This window comes from Duganella guangzhouensis (genome assembly GCF_009674535.1).
In the GTDB taxonomy this organism is placed as follows: Bacteria; Pseudomonadota; Gammaproteobacteria; order Burkholderiales; family Burkholderiaceae_D; genus Rugamonas; species Rugamonas guangzhouensis.
The window spans coordinates 433285-452625 of record NZ_WKJK01000004.1 but is presented as its reverse complement, the minus strand read 5'-3'; the positions used below and the strand labels follow the sequence as shown (position 1 = coordinate 452625).

The following is a 19341-nucleotide window of genomic DNA, read 5'->3' as shown; positions in this document are numbered from 1 at the left end:
GAATACTCCGGCAAGTTATGGTTCGCGTATCGATTCATCCAGCGCGCGCGTCAGCGGGAACATCAGGTAGGACATCACCGTGCGGTGACCGACCACGATTTCCGCCGTCACCGTCATGCCCGGCAACAGCCGGCCGTCGCCCGGCAGCTTGCGCAGCTGGCCGCTGAACGGGATGCGGCTCAGGAAATAAGCTTCCGAGCCATTCTTTTCCGGCGTCTCGCGCTTGAACGAATCCTGGCTGATGAAGCGCACTTTACCATCCAGCATGCCGTGCTCCTGGAACGAGAACGCATCCACCTTCAAGTGCGCCAGCGCGCCCACCTTGATGAAGCCGACGTCCTGCGAATCGATCTGCACTTCCGCTTCCAGGTCATTCCCCAGCGGCACCAGCGTGAACAGCGGCTCGGCCTCGCGCACGATGGAGCCGACCGACAGCTTGGCGATTTCCAGCACCACCGCGTCCGCCGGCGCCACCATCTGGATCATCTTGTTGCGCTTGTCTGCCTTGGCCAGCTGCTCGGCGATGCTGTCGCGCTCGCGGCTGGCGCTCAGCAAGTCTTCCATCGATTTCTGGCGCCAGTTCTTTTCAAACGCGGCACGCTCGGCCTGCGCCGATGCCAGCTCACGCTTCATCTCGGTGGCCTTGTTGCGCTGCAGGTCCATGTCGCGCTCGACTTCGAGGCGGCGGTCGCGCGCTTCCAGCAAGTGCATCTTGGCGCCGAACTGCTCGGCCATCAGCTGCTCCTGCATGGCTTCCACTTCGCGCAGCGACTTGACGCGTTGCGCCAGAATGCCTTGGTCGTGCAGATTGGTATCCAGGCCGGCTTTGAGGCGCGCGATGTTCTCGTCCATCTTGGACTTTTGCGCCTCGTAATTGGCCTTGCGCTCGACCGACAGCTGCGCCTGTAGCTGGGCATCGTCGCTGCTCTTGGTCGTCACCGTCGCGCCCGGCTTGCCGGCCAGTTCGGCGCGCAGGCTGCTGGTCTGGTTCTGCAGCGACTCAAAGCGGGTGCGCAGTTGGCTTTCATCGGCGGCGGTGAAGGTCGGGTCCAGCGTCGCCAGCACCTGGCCCTTCTTGACCACCTGGCCGACCCGCACATTCAGGCTTTGAATGATCGAGGTGTCCAGCGGCTGCACCACAATATTGGGTAGTGGATTGACCAGCTTGCCGTGGGCGATGACGATCTTCTCCACCGGCGACACGCAAGCCCAGATGATGAAGAAGGCAAACGCGCCCAACAGCACGTGCAGCGTCAGCCGCACGAACCTCGGCAGCGGATTGCGCTCGATGGCGTCGGCATCCGGCAGAAAGTCGATTTCAGTTTCGTCCTTCTTGCCGCGCTTGACGTTTACAGGTGGCTTGTTTGCTGGTTCCATAAATGCTGGTAAGTTTCGCTACGGGTAAGCAGTTCTTCGTGACGGCCGGCGTCCATCAGCGAGCCTTGTTGCATGACCATGATGCGGTCGGCGTTGACCAGGGTCGACAGGCGGTGCGAAATCATCACCACCGTGCGGCCGACCGCGATCTTGGACAGGTTGTTGATGAAGATCGCTTCCGATTCCGGGTCCAGCGCCGACGCCGCCTCATCCAGAATCAGGATACGCGGCCGCGCCACCAGCGTGCGCGCGATAGACAGCCGCTGCTTCTGGCCACCGGACAGATTGGTCGCGTTTTCTTCCAGTACAGTGTCGTAACCCTGCGGCAAGCGTTCAATGAATTCGTCGGCGCCGGCCGCCTGCGCGGCGGCCACCAGCTCTTCAAACGTCGCGTCCGGCTTGGTGACCGACAGGTTGTCGCGCACCGTGCCGCGGAACAGGAAATTCTCCTGCAACACCACGCCGATCTGGCGCCGCAGATGCGACAGCTCGATCTCGCGCGCATCGATGCCGTCAAAGCGGATGATGCCTTCCTGCAGTGGATACAGCCCCTGAATCAGCTTGGTCACGGTGGTCTTGCCGGAACCGGAGCGGCCGACGATCCCCACCACCGTGCCTTCTTCAATCGTGAACGAGGCCTTGTTCAGCGCCAGGTTTTGCGAACCCGGATAACGGAACACCACGTTGTCGAACTTGATCTCGCCCTTCAGGATCGGGCGCAGGCCGACCGCGCCGGCGCGGCCTTCCGGCGAGCGGTTCATCACCTCGCCCAGCATCTTCACCGACAGCGCGGTTTCCTGGTATTCGTTGACCAGGCCGACGATCGAAATCAGCGGCTGGGTGACGCGGCCGGACAACATCTGGAACGCGATCAGTGCGCCCACCGTCAGCGTGCTGTCGAACACGTCGGCGGCGCCGACGATGATCAGGGTCACCGGCATCAGCTTGCCGAGGAAGTCGGTCAGCGAATTGCCGGCGATCGAAATCTGGCCGACCCGGAAGTGCATGGTGATCGCTTCGGCCGAACGTTGATCCCACACCTTGCGCTGCGACGGTTCGATCGCCAGCGCCTTGACGGTGCGCATGCCGTGGATGGTTTCCACCAGCATGCCCTGACGCTGGCCCTCGGCCGCGTACAGCGCGTTGAGGCGGCGCTGGAAGGTCGGCACCATGGCCAGCACGATGCCGCCGATCATGCCGGCAAACAGCAACACGATCAGGGTCAGCTTCAGCGAGTAGCTGAACAGAATCGGCACGAACACCACCAGCGCGATCAAATCCAGCGCGGTGACGAACAGGCGGCCGGTCAGGAAGCTGCGGATTTTTTCCAGCTGCTGCATGTGGCGCGTGATGACGCCGGCGCTGGTGGTTTCAAAGAAGTCGATCGGCAGCGACAGCAGGTGGGCGAACACGCGTCGCGTCAGCCGCATGTCGATCTTGTTGGAAGCGGCCAGGGTCAGGGTCTGGCGCAGGAAGCCGAAGGTGGAGTCGAACACCAGCGCCGCCACGATGCCGACACCCAGCACCTGCAGCGTGGTCACGCTCTGGTGGGTCAGCACCTTGTCGATCACCAGTTGGAAGAAGATCGGCGAGGCCAGCGCCAGCAGCTGCATCGCGATCGCGGCGATGAAGATGTCGCGGAAGGCCGACTTCTGTTTCAGGATTTCGGGGATGAACCAGCGCAGGCCGAACGGCTGGTTGGGATCGGTCAGCTTGTGCTGGCGTTTGATGAAGATGACGTCGCCCAGCCAACGCTGCTCGAAGTCGCTGCGCGCCACCAGCACCACTTGCGCGTTGGCGGCGGCCGGGTTCAGCACCGCGACCTGGTCTTCGCCATTGTCGCCCGGCTTGACGCCCACCACGATGATCATATTGCCGTCGACCAGGCGCGCCATCAGCGGGAACACGCCGCCCTGCGCCATCAGGCGCGACCAGGTCAGCTTGTCGGCCTTGGCTTTCAAGCCGATATCGGCGGCGATGCGCAGCAGCGCGCCGGTATTGGGCTCCTCGGCACGCAAGGCATTCTCGTCAATCAGGCGTTCAGGATTGATTTGCAGACCATGATGCTGCGCGATGGCAGTCAGACACTGAATCGCGGTATGGGGAAATTTATCTTGCATAGGCCCGTAAGGATAAAAGCTTGCACTGGCGCACTATGTGCCAGCTCTGGATTCTAACCCAGTGCAACGTTTCTCGGCGCCTTTTCTGTTGTAGAAAAACAAGCCCGTTTCCCGCGCTGTTCGACGCGTAAAAAAAAAACGGCAAGGCCCGCAGGCCTTGCCGTTCTTGACGCTAAGCGTGTGGCTTACTTGGCAGCCAGGTAGCCTTGCGTATGGTTGCCGCCCAGCAGCGATTTCAGACGCTGGGTTTCTTCCGTCGAGGCTTGGTTCGACGCGGCGGTCAGCTTGTTGTCGTAGCTGCCGATCGCGGCGGCCAGGGCTGCGACAGCCGTGGTGTTCGCGGTTGGCATCTCCAGCTTGGTCGCGTTCTCGGCCGTGCTGCTGGTGGCGTTGAAGCTCGACAGTGCTGCCGACACGCTGCTGACCGAACCACTCAGGTCGCTGGTGCTGCTGACCGCGAACCAGACGTCGGCGGCGGCATGGGTGGCGCCATCGGCGGTGGTGTAGGTCGAGCTCAGACCCACCGTGTTGCCGTTGCTGCTGCTGCCATCCACCGTTGCCGTCAGGCTCAGCTGCGTGATGCCCAGGTCTTTCAGCGATTTCAGCTCGTCGGCGCTGCTGATGCCGTCGGCGTTGCTGTCAACCCAGACCTGCAGGCTGCTGTAGGCGCTGTCTTTGCTGTCGATCACGCCGTCGCCGTTGCTGTCCAGCTCGGCCAGGGCATCGTAACCGTTGGCGGCTTTGCTGCCGTCGGCCAGCGTGGTGCCAGTACCGAACAGCTCGCTACCATCGTTGATGATGCCGTCACCGTTGCGGTCCAGAACCAGCAGACCGTCGCCACCGCCAACCCAGCCGGCTTGTTCCTTGGTGCCATCGGCATTCAGGTCGAAGCTGACGCCGTTGCTGGCCGCCAGGGTGGTGATGCCGTCACCCTTCAGATCCAGCACGATCGGCGAGATGCCGTGGGTGGCGTTGAACAGGGCCGACGCTTGCGCCGTGCTCATCGCCGCCACCTGGGTCGAGGTCAGCGCATTGGCTTGCGACGAGCTCAGGTTTTTGATCTGGCCGGTGGTCAGCGCCACGATCTGGTCGGTGGTCAGCTTGACCAGCTGCGTGGTGCTCAGCGCCTTGAACGAGGCCGTGGCCAGCGCTTGCAGGTCGTTGGTTTCCAGCGCCTGGATGTTGGCGGTCGACAGTGCGCGCAGCTGGTTGGTGCTCAGTGCGTTCAACTGGTTGCTCGACAGCGCCGCCACCTGGGCGGTGGTCAGACCGGCCGACACCGCGGCGGTGCTCAGCGCGGCCACCTGGGCGGTGGTCAGCGCGCTCACCTGGTCGGTGCTCAGCGCCTGAACCTGGGCGGTGCGCAGGCTGGCCAGGGCGGTGGTCTTCAGCGCCACGATATCGGCGGTCTCGATGGCCGCGATATTGTTGGTCGAGAAGGCCAGCACCTGGGCCGTGCTCAGCACGCTCACCTGGTTCGAGGTCAGCGCCACCACCTGGTCGGTGGTCAGGGCGTTGCTCAGCTGCGAGGTGGTCAGGACCGCCACGCTGCTGGTCGACAGATTGTTGATCTGGTCGGTGGTCAGCGCCTTGAACTGGTTGCTGGTCAGCGCAGCCACGGCGGCGGTTTTCAGCACGTTCAAGTCGGCCGTTTCAATCGCGGCGATGGCGGTGGTCGACAGCGACACCACTTGCTGCGAGCTCAGCGCGGCAGCCTGGGCGGTGGTGATGGACGCGATCTGGTCGCTGTTCAGCGCCGAGAAGGCCGCCGTGGTCAGCGCCACAGTCTGGGTAGCCGACAGGGTCGACACCTGGGCCGTGCTGAGCGCGGTGATCTGCGCCGATTTCAGCGCGGCCACGCCGGCGGTGGTCAGGCCAACGATGTCGGCGGTTTCAATCGCGGCGACGTTGTCGGTCGACAGCGCGCCCACCTGGGCGGTGGTCAGCGCCGCCACTTGCTGCGAGGTCAGCGCGACGATCTGCGCAGTGGTCAGACCGTTGGCCACATCGTTGGTGCTCATCACCGCCAGTTGCGCGGTCGCCAGGCTGTTGATTTGCGCGGTGGTCAGCGCCGCCACTTGCGCAGTGCTCAGCGCAGCGAACGAACCGGTTTTCAGCGCCACCAGATCGACGGTTTCCAGCGCGGCCACGTTGTCGGTGGTCAGCGCGGTCACTTGCGCGCTGCTCAGGGCGTTGGCCTGGCCGGTGGTCAGGGCTTTGACCTGGTCGGTGGTCAGGGCCTTGACCTGGGCCGTGGTCAGCGCGGCGATGGCAGCGGTTTTCAGCGCGGCCAGGTCAGCGGTTTCCAGCGCGGCGATGGCGTCGGTGCTCAGCGCCACCACTTGCTGGGTGTTCAGGACCGAAGCCTGGGCGGTGGTCAGTGCCACCGCCTGGTCGGTGCTCAGCGCCTTGATCGCGCTGGTGGTGATGGCCAGTGCCTGGTTGGTCGACAGCGCGGCGATCTGACCGGTGGTCAGGGCAGCCACCTGGCTCGATTTCAGCGCGGCGACACCAGCGGTGGTCAGACCGGCGATGTCCGCGGTTTCAATCGCGGCCACGTTGTTGGTCGACAGCGCGCCAGCCTGGGCGGTGGTCAGCGCAGCGAACTGCTGCGAGGTCATCGCCACGATCTGGTCGGTGGTCAGGCCGTTGGCCACATCGTTGGTGCTCATCACAGCGAACTGCGCGGTCGCCAGGTTTTGCACCTGGGCGGTGGTCAGCGCCGCCACTTGCGCGGTGCTCAGCGCCACGAACGACGAGGTTTTCAGCGCGGCGATGTCGACGGTTTCCAGCGCCGCCACGGCGTCGGTGCTCAGGGCAGCCACTTGCGCGCTGCTCAGCGCATTGGCCTCGGCGGTGGTCAGCGCCACCACCTGGTTGGTGGTCAGCGCCTTGATCTGGTTGGTCGACAGGCCGGCCACGGCAGCGGTTTTCAGTGCGGCGAAGTCAGCGGTTTCCAGCGCGGCCACGGCGTCGGTGCTCAGCGCCACCACTTGGGCGGTGCTCAGCGCTGCCGCCTGGGCGGTGGTCAGCGCCACCACCTGATCGGTGCTCAGCGCGCGGAAGGCGGCGGTGGTCACCGCCGCGATCTGGGTCACCGTCAGCGCGGCCACCTGGTCGGTGGTCAGGCCGGTCACCTGGGTCGATTTCAGCGCGGCGATGCCGGCGCTGCTGATGCCCACGATGTCAGCGGTTTCGATCGCAGCGATGTTGTTGCTGGACAGCGCGCCAATTTGGGCGGTGGTCAGCGCGGCGAACTGCTGCGAGGTCATCGCGACCACCTGGTCGGTGGTCAGACCGTTGGCGACATCGGCGGTGCTCATCACAGCAAACTGGGCGGTTGCCAGGTTGTTGATCTGAGCGGTGGTCATGGCGGCCACTTGCGCCGAGGTCAGCGCGGCGAACGACGCGGTTTTCAGCGCGGCCAGGTCGACGGTTTCCAGCGCGGCGACTTCGTCGGTGCGGAGGGCCGCCACCTGCGCGCTGCTCAGCGCATTCGCTTCGGCGGTGGTCAGCGCCACTACCTGGTCGGTGGTCAGCGCCTTGATCTGGGCGGTCGACAGGCCGGCCACAGCCGCGGTTTTCAGTGCGGCGAAGTCAGCGGTTTCCAGCGCGGCCACGGCGTCGGTACTCAGCGCTGCCACTTGGGCGGTGCTCAGCGTTGCCGCCTGGGCGGTGGTCAGCGCCACCACCTGGTCGGTGGTCAGGGCACGGAAGGCAGCGGTGCTCACCGCCGCGATCTGGGTCACCGTCAGCGCGGCCACCTGGGCGGTGGTCAGGCCGGTCACCTGGGTCGATTTCAGCGCGGCGACGCCGGCGGTGCTGATACCCACGATGTCAGCGGTTTCGATCGCAGCGATGTTGTTGCTGGACAGCGCGCCAACTTGGGCGGTGGTCAGCGCGGCGAACTGCTGCGAGGTCATCGCGACCACCTGGTCGGTGGTCAGACCGTTGGCGACGTCGGCGGTGCTCATCACAGCAAACTGGGCGGTTGCCAGGTTGTTGATCTGAGCGGTGGTCATGGCGGCCACTTGCGCCGAGGTCAGCGCGGCGAACGACGCGGTTTTCAGCGCGGCCAGGTCGATGGTTTCCAGCGCGGCGATGTTGTCGGTGCTCAGGGCAACCACTTGCGCGCTGCTCAGGGCATTCGCTTCGGCGGTGCTCAGGGCCACGATCAGATCGGTGGTCAGCGCTTTGATCTGGTTGGTCGACAGACCGGCCACCGCAGCGGTTTTCAGTGCGGCGAAGTCGGCGGTTTCCAGTGCGGCGATGGCGTTGGTCGACAGCGCGGCCACTTGCTGCGTGGTCAGCACCGACGCCTGGGCGGTGGTCAGCGCCACCACCTGGTCGGTGGTCAGGCCGGACACGGCGGCGGTGGTCAGCGCGATCACCTGGTTGGTCGACAGCGCGGCCACCTGGCCGGTGCCGAGCGCGGCCACCTGGGCCGATTTCAGCGCGGCGATACCGGCGGTGGTGATGCCCACGATGTCGGCGGTCTCGATCGCACCCACGCTGTTGGTCGACAGCGCACCGATCTGTGCGGTGGTCAGCGCGGCGAACTGCTGCGAGGTCATCGCGACCACCTGGTCGGTGGTCAGGCCGTTGGCGACGTCGGCGGTGCTCATCACAGCAAACTGGGCGGTTGCCAGGTTGTTGATCTGGGCGGTGGTCATGGCGGCCACTTGCGCCGAGGTCAGCGCGGCGAACGACGCGGTTTTCAGCGCGGCCAGGTCGACGGTTTCCAGCGCGGCGATGTTGTCGGTGCTCAGAGCAACCACTTGCGCGCTGCTCAGGGCATTCGCTTCGGCGGTGCTGAGGGCCACGACCAGGTCGGTGGTCAGCGCTTTGATCTGGTTGGTCGACAGCGCGGCCACGGCGGCGGTTTTCAGCGCGGCGAAGTCGGCGGTTTCCAGCGCGGCGATGGCGTTGGTCGACAGCGCCACCACTTGCTGCGTGGTCAGCACCGAGGCCTGGGCGGTGGTCAGCGCCACCACCTGGTCGGTGGTCAGGCCGGACACCGCGGCGGTGGTCAGCGCGATCACCTGGTTGGTCGACAGCGCGGCCACCTGGCCGGTGCCGAGCGCGGCGATTTGCGACGATTTCAGCGCGGCGATACCGGCGGTGGTGATGCCCACGATGTCGGCGGTTTCAATCGCGCCCACGCTGTTGGTCGACAGCGCGCTGATCTGCGCGGTGGTCATGGCCGACAGTTGGGTCGAAGTCAGCGCCACCACCTGGTCGGTGGTCAGGCCGTTGGCGATGGCGTTGGTGCTCAGCGATACCAGCTGGGCGGTGGCCAGGCCATTGACTTGGGCGGTGGTCAGCGCGGCGACTTGGGCCGAGTTCAGGGCCGCGAACGAGGCGGTCTTGATGGCGGCGATGTCGACGGTTTCCAGCGCGGCGACATTGTCGGTACCCAGCGCGGCGATCTGAGCGCTGCTCAGGGCGGCCGCTTCGGCGGTGCTCAGAGCGACAGTCAGGTCGGTGGTCAGCGCTTTGATCTGGTTGGTCGACAGCGCGGCCACGGCGGCGGTTTTCAGCGCGGCGAAGTCAGCGGTTTCCAGCGCGGCGATGGCGTTGGTCGACAGCGCCACCACTTGCTGCGTGGTCAGTACCGACGCCTGGGTAGTGGTCAGCGCCACCACCTGGTCGGTGGTCAGGCCCGACACGGCGGTCGTGGTCAGCGCGATCACTTGATTGGTCGACAGCGCGGCCACCTGGCCGGTGCCCAGCGCGGCGATCTGTGCCGATTTCAGCGCGGCGATGCCGGCGGTGGTGATGCCCACGATGTCGGCGGTTTCAATCGCGCCCACGCTGTTGGTCGACAATGCACCGATTTGCGCGGTGGTCATGGCGGCCAGTTGGTTCGAGGTCAGCGCCACCACCTGGTCGGTGGTCAGGCCGTTGGCGATGGCGTTGGTGCTCAGCGATACCAGCTGGGCGGTGGCCAGGCCATTGACTTGCGCGGTGGTCAGCGCGGCGACTTGGGCCGAGTTCAGGGCCGCGAACGACGCGGTCTTGATGGCGGCGATGTCGACGGTTTCCAGCGCGGCGACGTTGTCGGTACCCAGCGCGGCGATCTGGGCGCTGCTCAGGGCGGCCGCTTCGGCGGTGCTCAGGGCGACGGTCAGGTCGGTGGTCAGCGCTTTGATCTGGTTGGTCGACAGCGCGGCCACGGCGGCGGTTTTCAGCGCGGCGAAGTCAGCGGTTTCCAGCGCGGCGATGGCGTTGGTCGACAGCGCGGCCACTTGCTGCGTGGTCAGCGCGGCGGCCTGGCTGGTGGTCAGCGCCACTACCTGGTCGGTGCTCAGACCGGAGATGCCAGCCGTGGTGAAGGCGACGATCTGGTTGGTCGACAGCGCGGCCACCTGGCCGGTGCCGAGCGCGGCGATCTGCGACGATTTCAGCGCGGCGATGCCGGCGGTGGTGATGCCCGCGATGTCGGCGGTCTCGATCGCACCCACGCTGTTGGTCGACAGCGCGCCAATCTGACCGGTGGTCATGGCGGCCAGTTGGTTCGAGGTCAGCGCCACCACCTGGTCGGTGGTCAGGCCGTTGGCGATGGCGTTGGTGCTCAGCGATACCAGCTGGGCGGTGGCCAGGCCATTGACTTGGGCGGTGGTCAGGGCGGCGACTTGCGCGCTGCTCAGGGCCGCGAACGAAGCGGTCTTGATGGCGGCGATGTCGACGGTTTCCAGCGCGGCGACGTTGTCGGTACCCAGCGCGGCGATCTGGGCGCTGCTCAGGGCGGCCGCTTCAGCGGTGCTCAGAGCGACGGTCAGGTCGGTGGTCAGCGCTTTGATCTGGTTGGTCGACAGCGCGGCCACGGCGGCGGTTTTCAGCGCGGCGAAGTCCACGGTTTCCAGCGCGGCGATCGCATTGGTCGACAGCGCGGCCACTTGCTGGGTGCTCAGTACCGAAGCCTGTGCGGTGGTCAGCGCCACCACCTGGTCGGTGCTCAGGCCAGACACGGCGGCGGTGGTCAGCGCAATGACCTGGTTGGTCGACAGCGCGGCCACCTGGCCGGTGCCGAGCGCGGCGATCTGCGCCGATTTCAGCGCGGCGATGCCGGCGGTGGTGATGCCCACGATGTCGGCGGTCTCGATCGCGCCCACGCCGTCGGTCGACAGCGCGCTGATTTGCGCGGTGGTCATGGCCGACAGTTGAGTCGAGGTCAGCGCCACCACCTGGTCGGTGGTCAGGCCGTTGGCGATGGCGTTGGTGCTCAGCGATACCAGCTGGGCGGTGGCCAGGCCATTCACTTGGGCGGTGGTCAGCGCGGCGACTTGAGCCGAGTTCAGGGCCGCGAACGAGGCGGTCTTGATGGCGGCGATGTCGGCGGTTTCCAGCGCGGCGACATTGTCGGTGCTCAGCGCGGCGATCTGGGCGCTGCTCAGGGCGGCCGCTTCGGCGGTGCTCAGGGCGACGGTCAGGTCGGTGGTCAGGGCTTTGATCTGGTTGGTCGACAGCGCGGCCACGGCGGCGGTTTTCAGCGCGGCGAAGTCAGCAGTCTCCAGCGCGGCGATGGCGTTGGTCGACAGTGCGGCCACTTGCTGCGTGGTCAGCGCGGCGGCCTGGCTGGTGGTCAGCGCCACTACCTGGTCGGTGCTCAGACCGGAGATGCCAGCCGTGGTGAAGGCGACGATCTGGTTGGTCGACAGCGCGGCCACCTGGCCGGTGCCGAGCGCGGCGATCTGCGACGATTTCAGCGCGGCGATGCCGGCGGTGGTGATGCCCACGATGTCGGCGGTTTCAATCGCGCCGACGCTGTTGGTCGACAGCGCGCCGATCTGACCGGTGGTCATGGCCGACAGTTGGGTCGAGGTCAGCGCCACTACCTGGTCGGTGGTCAGGCCATTGGCGATGGCGTTGGTGCTCAGCGATACCAGCTGGGCGGTGGCCAGGCCATTCACTTGGGCGGTGGTCAGGGCGGCGACTTGGGCGCTGCTCAGGGCCGCGAACGAGGCGGTCTTGATGGCGGCCAGATCAACGGTTTCCAGCGCGGCCACGTTGTCGGTGCCCAGCGCGGCGATCTGGGCGCTGCTCAGGGCGGCCGCTTCGGCGGTGCTCAGGGCAACGGTCAGGTCGGTGGTCAGCGCTTTGATCTGGTTGGTCGACAGGCCGGCGATGGCGGCGGTTTTCAGCGCGGCGAAGTCAGCGGTTTCCAGCGCGGCGATCGCGTTGGTCGACAGCGCGGCCACTTGCTGGGTGGTCAGCGCGGCAGCTTGGGCGGTGGTCAGCGCCACCACCTGGTCGGTGCTCAGACCGGACACCGAGGCGGTGGTCAGTGCGATCACTTGATTGGTCGACAGCGCGGCCACCTGGCCGGTGCCCAGCGCGGCGATTTGCGACGATTTCAGCGCGGCGATGCCAGCCGTGGTGATACCCACGATGTCGGCGGTTTCAATCGCGCCGACGCTGTTGGTCGACAGCGCGCCGATCTGACCGGTGGTCATGGCGGCCAGTTGGTTCGAGGTCAGCGCCACCACCTGGTCGGTGGTCAGGCCGTTGGCGATGGCGTTGGTGCTCAGCGATACCAGCTGGGCGGTGGCCAGGCCATTGACTTGCGCGGTGGTCAGGGCGGCGACTTGCGCGCTGCTCAGGGCCGCGAACGAGGCGGTCTTGATGGCGGCGATGTCGACGGTTTCCAGCGCGGCGACGTTGTCGGTACCCAGCGCGGCGATCTGGGCGCTGCTCAGGGCGGCCGCTTCGGCGGTGCTCAGAGCGACGGTCAGGTCGGTGGTCAGCGCTTTGATCTGGTTGGTCGACAGCGCGGCCACGGCGGCGGTTTTCAGCGCGGCAAAGTCAGCGGTTTCCAGCGCGGCAATCGCGTTGGTCGACAGCGCGGCCACTTGCTGCGTGGTCAGTACCGAAGCCTGGGTGGTGGTCAGGGCCACCACCTGGTCGGTGGTCAGGCCCGACACGGCGGTCGTGGTCAGCGCGATCACCTGGTTGGTCGACAGCGCGGCCACCTGGCCGGTGCCGAGCGCGGCCACCTGGGCCGATTTCAGCGCGGCGATGCCGGCGGTGGTGATGCCCACGATGTCGGCGGTTTCAATCGCGCCCACGTTGTCAGTCGACAGCGCGCTGATCTGCGCGGTGGTCATGGCCGACAGTTGGTTCGAGGTCAGTGCCACCACCTGGTCAGTGGTCAGGCCGTTGGCGATGGCGTTGGTGCTCAGCGATACCAGCTGAGCGGTGGCCAGGCCATTGACTTGGGCGGTGGTCAGCGCGGCGACTTGCGCGCTGCTCAGGGCCGCGAACGAGGCGGTCTTGATGGCGGCCAGGTCGACGGTTTCCAGCGCGGCGACGTTGTCGGTACCCAGCGCGGCGATCTGGGCGCTGCTCAGGGCGGCCGCTTCGGCGGTGCTCAGGGCGACGGTCAGGTCGGTGGTCAGGGCTTTGATCTGATTGGTCGACAGCGCGGCGATACCGGCGGTTTTCAGCGCGGCGAAGTCAGCGGTTTCCAGCGCGGCGATGGCGTTGGTCGCCAGCGCCACCACTTGCTGCGTGGTCAGCACCGAGGCCTGGGCGGTGGTCAGCGCCACCACCTGGTCGGTGCTCAAGCCAGACACGGCGGCGGTGGTCAGTGCGATCACCTGGTTGGTCGACAGCGCGGCCACCTGGCCGGTGCCCAGCGCGGCGATTTGCGCCGATTTCAGCGCGGCGATGCCGGCGGTGGTGATGCCCACGATGTCGGCGGTTTCAATCGCACCGACACTGTTGGTCGACAGCGCGCCGATTTGCGCGGTGGTCATGGCGGCCAGTTGGTTCGAGGTCAGCGCCACCACCTGGTCGGTGGTCAGGCCGTTGGCGATGGCGTTGGTGCTCAGCGATACCAGCTGGGCGGTGGCCAGGCCATTGACTTGGGCGGTGGTCAGCGCGGCGACTTGGGCCGAGTTCAGGGCCGCGAACGACGCGGTCTTGATGGCGGCGATGTCGACGGTTTCCAGCGCGGCCACGTTGTCGGTACCCAGCGCGGCGATCTGGGCGCTGCTCAGGGCGGCCGCTTCGGCGGTGCTCAGGGCGACGGTCAGGTCGGTGGTCAGGGCTTTGATCTGGTTGGTCGACAGGCCGGCGATGGCGGCGGTTTTCAGCGCGGCGAAGTCAGCGGTTTCCAGCGCGGCGATCGCGTTGGTCGACAGCGCGGCCACTTGCTGCGTGGTCAGCGCGGCAGCTTGGGCGGTGGTCAGCGCCACCACCTGGTCGGTGCTCAGACCGGACACCGAGGCGGTGGTCAGTGCGATCACTTGATTGGTCGACAGCGCGGCCACCTGGCCGGTGCCGAGCGCGGCGATCTGCGCCGATTTCAACGCGGCGATGCCGGCGGTGGTGATGCCCGCGATGTCGGCGGTTTCAATCGCGCCGACACTATTGGTCGACAACGCGCCGATTTGCGCGGTGGTCATGACCGACAATTGGGTCGAGGTCAGTGCCACTACCTGGTCGGTGGTCAGGCCGTTGGCGATGGCGTTGGTGCTCAGCGATACCAGCTGGGCGGTGGCCAGGCCATTCACTTGGGCGGTGGTCAGGGCGGCGACTTGCGCGCTGTTCAGGGCCGCGAACGAGGCGGTCTTGATGGCGGCCAGGTCGACGGTTTCCAGCGCGGCGACATTGTCGGTGCTCAGCGCCGCGATCTGGGCGCTGCTCAGGGCGGCCGCTTCGGCGGTGCTCAGGGCGACGGTCAGGTCGGTGGTCAGGGCTTTGATCTGATTGGTCGACAGCGCGGCGATACCGGCAGTTTTCAGCGCGGCGAAGTCGGCGGTTTCCAGCGCGGCAATCGCGTTGGTCGACAGCGCGGCCACTTGCTGGGTGGTCAGCGCGGCAGCCTGGGCGGTGGTCAGCGCCACCACCTGGTCGGTGCTCAGACCGGACACCGAGGCGGTGGTCAGTGCGATCACCTGGTTGGTCGACAGCGCGGCCACCTGGCCGGTGCCGAGCGCGGCGATTTGCGCCGATTTCAGCGCGGTGATGCCGGCGGTGGTCAGGCCCACGATGTCGGCGGTTTCGATCGCGCCGACGCTGTTGGTCGACAGCGCGCCCACTTGGGCGGTGGTCAGCGCGGCCAGTTGGCCCGAGGTCAGCGCCACCACCTGGTCGGTGGTCAGGCCGTTGGCGATGGCGTTGGTGCTCAGCGCGGCCAATTGGGCGGTCGGCAGGGTGTTCACCTGCGCGGTGGTCAGGGCGGCGACTTGGGCCGAGCTCAAGGCCGCGAACGAGGCGGTCTTGATGGCGGCGATGTCGACGGTTTCCAGTGCGGCGACGCTGTCGGTGCCCAGCGCGGCCACTTGGGCGCTGCTCAGCGTGGCGGCTTCTGCGGTGTTCAGGCCAACGATCTGGTTGGTGGTCAGCGCTTTGATCTGGCCGGTCGACAGCGCGGCGATCGAAGCGGTCTTCAGTGCGGCCAGGTCGGCGGTTTCCAGCGCGGCGATGTTGTTGGTCGACAGCGACGCCACTTGTTGCGTGGTCAGCGCGGCAGCCTGGTTGGTGGTCAGCGCAACGATCTGGTCGGTGCTCAAGCCGCTCAAACCGGCGGTGGTCAGGGCAATGATCTGGTTGGTCGACAGCGTGGCGATCTGGTCGGTGGTCAGCGCGGCGACCTGGGCCGATTTCAGCGCGGCGACGCCGGCGGTGGTCAGACCGACGAGATCGGCGGTTTCAATCGCGGCCACGTTGTTGGTCGACAGCGCGCTCACTTGCGCGGTGGTCAGGGCCGCCACTTGCGACGAGCCCAGCGCGACGATCTGGTCGGTGGTCAGGCCGCTGGCGATGTTGGCGGTGGTCAGTGCCACCAGTGCGCTGGTCGACAGCGATTTGATCTGGTTGGTGGTCAGCACCAACACCTGGGCGCTGCTGAGGGCGGCGATGGCCGAGGTTTTCAGCGCGGCCAGGTCGATGGTTTCCAGCGCCACAATGTTGTCGGTGCTGAAGGCGGCGATCTGGGTGCTGCTCAGGGTGGCGGCTTCGGCGGTGGTCAGCGCGACGATCAGGTCGGTGGTCAGAGCCTTGATCTGGTTGGTCGACAGCGCGGCGATCGAGGCCGTCTTCAGCGCGGCGAAGTCGACGGTTTCCAGCGCGGCGATGTTGTTGGTCGACAGCGCGGCCACTTGCTGGGTGGTCAGCGCGCCCGCCTGGTTGGTGGTCAGGGCAACGATCTGGTCGGTGCTCAGGCCGCTCAGGCTGGCGGTGCTCAGGGAAATGATCTGGTTGGTCGACAGCGTGGCGACCTGGTCGGTGGTCAGCGCGGCCACCTGGGCCGATTTCAGTGCGGCGATGCCGGCGGTGGTCAGGCCCACGATGTCGGCGGTCTCGATCGCGGCCACGTTGTTGGTCGACAGCGCGGCCACCTGGGCGGTGCCCAGCGACGCCAGTTGCGACGAGGTCAGCGCGACGATCTGTTCGGTGGTCAGGCCGCTGGCGACGTTGGCGGTGCTCAGTGCCACCAGTTGGGCGGTGGCCAGGGCGTTGATCTGGGCGGTGGTCAGGGCCGCCACCTGGCTCGTGCTGAGGCTGGCGATGGCGGCGGTTTTCAGGGCGTTCAGGTCGACGGTTTCCAGCGCCACCACCTGGTCGGTGCCCAGGTTGCTGACCTGAGAGGTGGTCAGCGCGTTGGCTTCGGCCGTGGTCAGGGCCACCACTTGCGCGGTGGTCAGGGCTTTGATCTGGTTCGAGCTGAGGACGGCGATAGCGGCGGTTTTCAGGGCTGCAAGGTCAGCGGTTTCCAGCGCCACCAGGCCATCGGTGGTCAGCGCGGCCACTTGCTGGGTCGCTAGCGCGCCTGCCTGATTGCTGGTCAGCGCAACGATCTGGTCGGTGCTCAGGGTCTTGATCTGGTTGGTGCTGAAGCCATTGACGGCGGCGGTCGACAGCACCGCCACGTCGGCGGTGGTCAAGCCCTGCAGCGACGCGGTGGTAATCGCGCCCAGTTGGGTCGAGCTGAGCACAGGAGCCTGGATCGTGGTGAGCGCCCCAATCTGGTCGGAACTAAGCGAGGCCATGTCTGCCGTCGTCAGCACACTAATTTGTTGCGTCGTCAGACTGGCGATCTGGTCCGTTGTGTAATCTGCTGGGACGGTCATTTGTATTTCTCCTGAAAGGGGCTCTGCTATCGATTGCTGTACAAAAAACGCGGGGACGACGGCCCTGTATCCGTCGTCTCCGCATTTTCACGCTGTGGCTGAATTGCCGTAATTAACCTGAGTGCTGCCTGAAACCCGTACCACGGCCCCCTGCATACAATGCTTATCGTCAACAAACACGCTGACTTTAGTAAACCGCGCCTATAAATATTGCCTCGCATCAACGCAATAAAGTTGCAATTCACCAAGCATTTTCCACGTCACAACTGCGCGTGGGCGGGACCTGTTTTAGTACAAGGCGACCAAACCGAATCTTCCACTAAGTAAACTTGTTCCCGTGGATAAACCTTTTTTTGAGATACCCTGATTAGCTCTAAGTGGCTGATTTTCTTTAATTTTTACTTAATTTAACATGCCCGTAAGCAACGAATAACCGCAGTACGGCTTTCCAGTATAGCTCAGGTAATTTCCGATAAGAACTTATTTCAAGCGCTGTCTCATGCTTGCAACCTGCTTTTTGAGCATGGTTGTGAAGCATCAAACATGAATCTTGATTCAGCTTTATTTGTGGAAATTTTGGTGGGCGGCGTAAACGATTCCAACGCTACTGTGCGCCGGCGGTGTGACAGGATGATGACGGAAGGAAACTTGAAGGGATCAGGTGTGGCGCCGGCGTCTGATCAATAAGGCAATCGTGCCAACCAGGAAAACCAGCGCCAGCAGGTTGACGACCACGATCGCTTGCGAGAAATGCAATACCAATCCGATGCTGAGACCGGCGCTGACGCTCCAGCCGGCGCCACCGCCGATCGGGGTATAGGCGATCACCTGCACCGCGTAATACGCCAGGCCGCCCCACAGCCCGGCCGGATGGCGGCGCAGCGCCAGCGCCAGCACCGCCGCCAGAAAACCCAGCATGGCGGCGCCAAACACCAGCCCGGCGTCGCCCTCGGCCAACGGCGCGCCCAGCAGGCCCAGGCTGACGGCCAGCGCCAACCCGCTGTTCAGCAACAACACTTGGGCCCACCATTTTTCGACTGCCTGCATAGCTGTGCTCATCCAAAACGCGATTGATAGTCGCTGGGCGCCACACCCAGCTGCGCGACCAGCGCGCGCCGCAGATTGTACTCGCTGCCGAAGCCGCTCTGCTGGGCGGCGCGCTTGACCGTCATGCCGGGCCGCTCCAGCAGCGCGCAAGCCGCCTCCATGCGCAGCCGCAGCAACAGCTGCGCCGGCGTCACCCCGGCCTCCTGGCGCAGGCGACGGTGCAGGGTGCGCACCGACAGCGCGAACGCGGCCGCCATCTGCTCCACATCCAGTTGCCGGGTCAGGCGGGCGCGCAGCCAGGCCGTCAGCTGGCCGTGCAAGCCCTGCGGATCGGCCTGCGCCAGCAGCTCCGAGCTGAACTGGCGCTGACCACCGGGACGCTTGAAAAACACCACCAGCCGCTTGGCCACCGCCAGCGCGGCGGCGCGGCCGCCATCCTCCTCGACCAGGCTGAGCGCCAGATCCATGCCGGCCGCGATCCCGGCCGAACTATATATATGACCGTCCTTGATATAGATCGCATCCTCCTGCACCGTCACCGCCGGATGCTGGGCCCGCAGCGCCGCCACATCCTGCCAGTGGGTGACGGCGCGGCGGCCATCCAGCAGACCGGCGCGCGCCAGCACGAAGGCACCGGTACATACCGAGCAGCAGCGCGCAACGCATGCGGCGCTAGTGACCACCCACTCCAGCAACGGCGCCGCCAGCGCCGGGCTGGCGTCGCGCTCCAGGCCGCGGCCGCCGGCCACGATCAGCGTCGCGCCGTCCAGCGCGGAGGGCGGCGGCAGCGACTCGGTCTGCAGCGCCACGCCGGCGGTCGACATCACCAGGCCGCCATCGGCCGAAGTCATGCGGATTTGATAGGGCTCGGGCAAGCCGGCGTCGCGCGCCTCGTCGTTGGCGGTGGAAAACACCTGGGCGGGACCGGTGGCGTCCAGCAGCAGAAAGCCGGGATAGACCAGCAGCCAGATAGAAATGGGCGTCATGATGGCAGATATTCCACCATCAATGTCATTTATGTCAACGACAGCGCTGGCAGCATGCAAGCATCACCACATCAGGAGGCCGGCATGACGCGCACCGTAGGCATTTACGTATTTGACAACGTCGAAGTACTGGACTTCGCCGGACCGTACGAGGTCTTCACCTGCGCCACCCGGGTGGCGGCCAAACTGACGCCGGACGCCGCCGCGCCATTCCGCGTGCGCACCATCGGCGCCGGCCCGGCGCGCGGCCCGCTGCGCGCCCGTGCCGGGCTGGAATTGCGTCCGGAAGCCGTGTTTGCCGACGCCGGCCCGATCGACGTCCTGATCATCCCCGGCGGCGTGGTCGGCGCCGAGCTGGCGCGGCCCGAGGTCATCAGCTGGATCGCCGGCATGGCGCGCGACTGCGAACTGGTGGCCTCGGTCTGCACCGGCGCCCTGCTGCTGGCCGAAGCCGGCCTGCTGGACGGGCAGGAAGCCACCACCCACTGGGAAGACCAGGCCGAGCTGCAAGCCGGCTGGCCGCAAGTACGGGTACGCGGCGACCGCCGCTGGATCGACAACGGCCGCATCGTCACCAGCGGCGGCATCGCCGCCGGCATCGACATGAGCCTGCACCTGGTATCCCGTCTGGCCAGCCCCGCCCTGGCCAGCGCCACCGCCCGCCAAATGGAATACCCCTAAGACGGGGTCAGGTCCATCATTTCTACACGAGCACAGCCGTTGCGGCGTTGC

General features: G+C 66.0%; 6 protein-coding genes. 1 reads left to right on the top strand and 5 read right to left on the bottom strand.

All coding sequences use genetic code 11. From position 1 onward, the window contains the following. Positions 1-15: 15 nt before the first annotated feature. From GJ699_RS10650 to GJ699_RS10630, 5 genes are all read right to left on the bottom strand, one after another. Positions 16-1377, bottom strand: a complete 1362-nt coding sequence (locus GJ699_RS10650) for an HlyD family type I secretion periplasmic adaptor subunit (protein ID WP_154375860.1) — start codon at positions 1375-1377, stop codon at positions 16-18. Continuing rightward, positions 1350-3497 carry a peptidase domain-containing ABC transporter gene (locus tag GJ699_RS10645; RefSeq protein WP_154375858.1) on the bottom strand — a complete coding sequence of 716 codons (2148 nt, stop codon included), beginning with the start codon at positions 3495-3497 and terminating at the stop codon, positions 1350-1352. The genes GJ699_RS10650 and GJ699_RS10645 overlap by 28 nt, the downstream gene beginning before the upstream one ends. Positions 3498-3682: 185 nt before the next feature. Beyond that, positions 3683-16576 carry an SPM autocatalytic domain-containing protein gene (locus tag GJ699_RS10640; protein WP_154375856.1) on the bottom strand — a complete coding sequence of 4298 codons (12894 nt, stop codon included), beginning with the start codon at positions 16574-16576 and terminating at the stop codon, positions 3683-3685. 657 nt (positions 16577-17233) lie between these two features. Then, a complete protein-coding gene (locus GJ699_RS10635; RefSeq protein ID WP_154375854.1) occupies positions 17234-17623 on the bottom strand; it encodes a hypothetical protein in 390 nt (129 codons plus the stop codon). Between the two features lie 8 nt (positions 17624-17631). After that, complete coding sequence (locus GJ699_RS10630) at positions 17632-18609, bottom strand: GlxA family transcriptional regulator (RefSeq protein ID WP_154375852.1); 978 nt, start codon at positions 18607-18609, stop codon at positions 17632-17634. Between the two features lie 84 nt (positions 18610-18693). On the opposite strand from GJ699_RS10630, the gene GJ699_RS10625 reads away from it, so the two are divergent. Continuing rightward, positions 18694-19290 carry a DJ-1/PfpI family protein gene (locus GJ699_RS10625; RefSeq protein ID WP_154375850.1) on the top strand — a complete coding sequence of 199 codons (597 nt, stop codon included), beginning with the start codon at positions 18694-18696 and terminating at the stop codon, positions 19288-19290. Positions 19291-19341 lie beyond the last annotated feature (51 nt).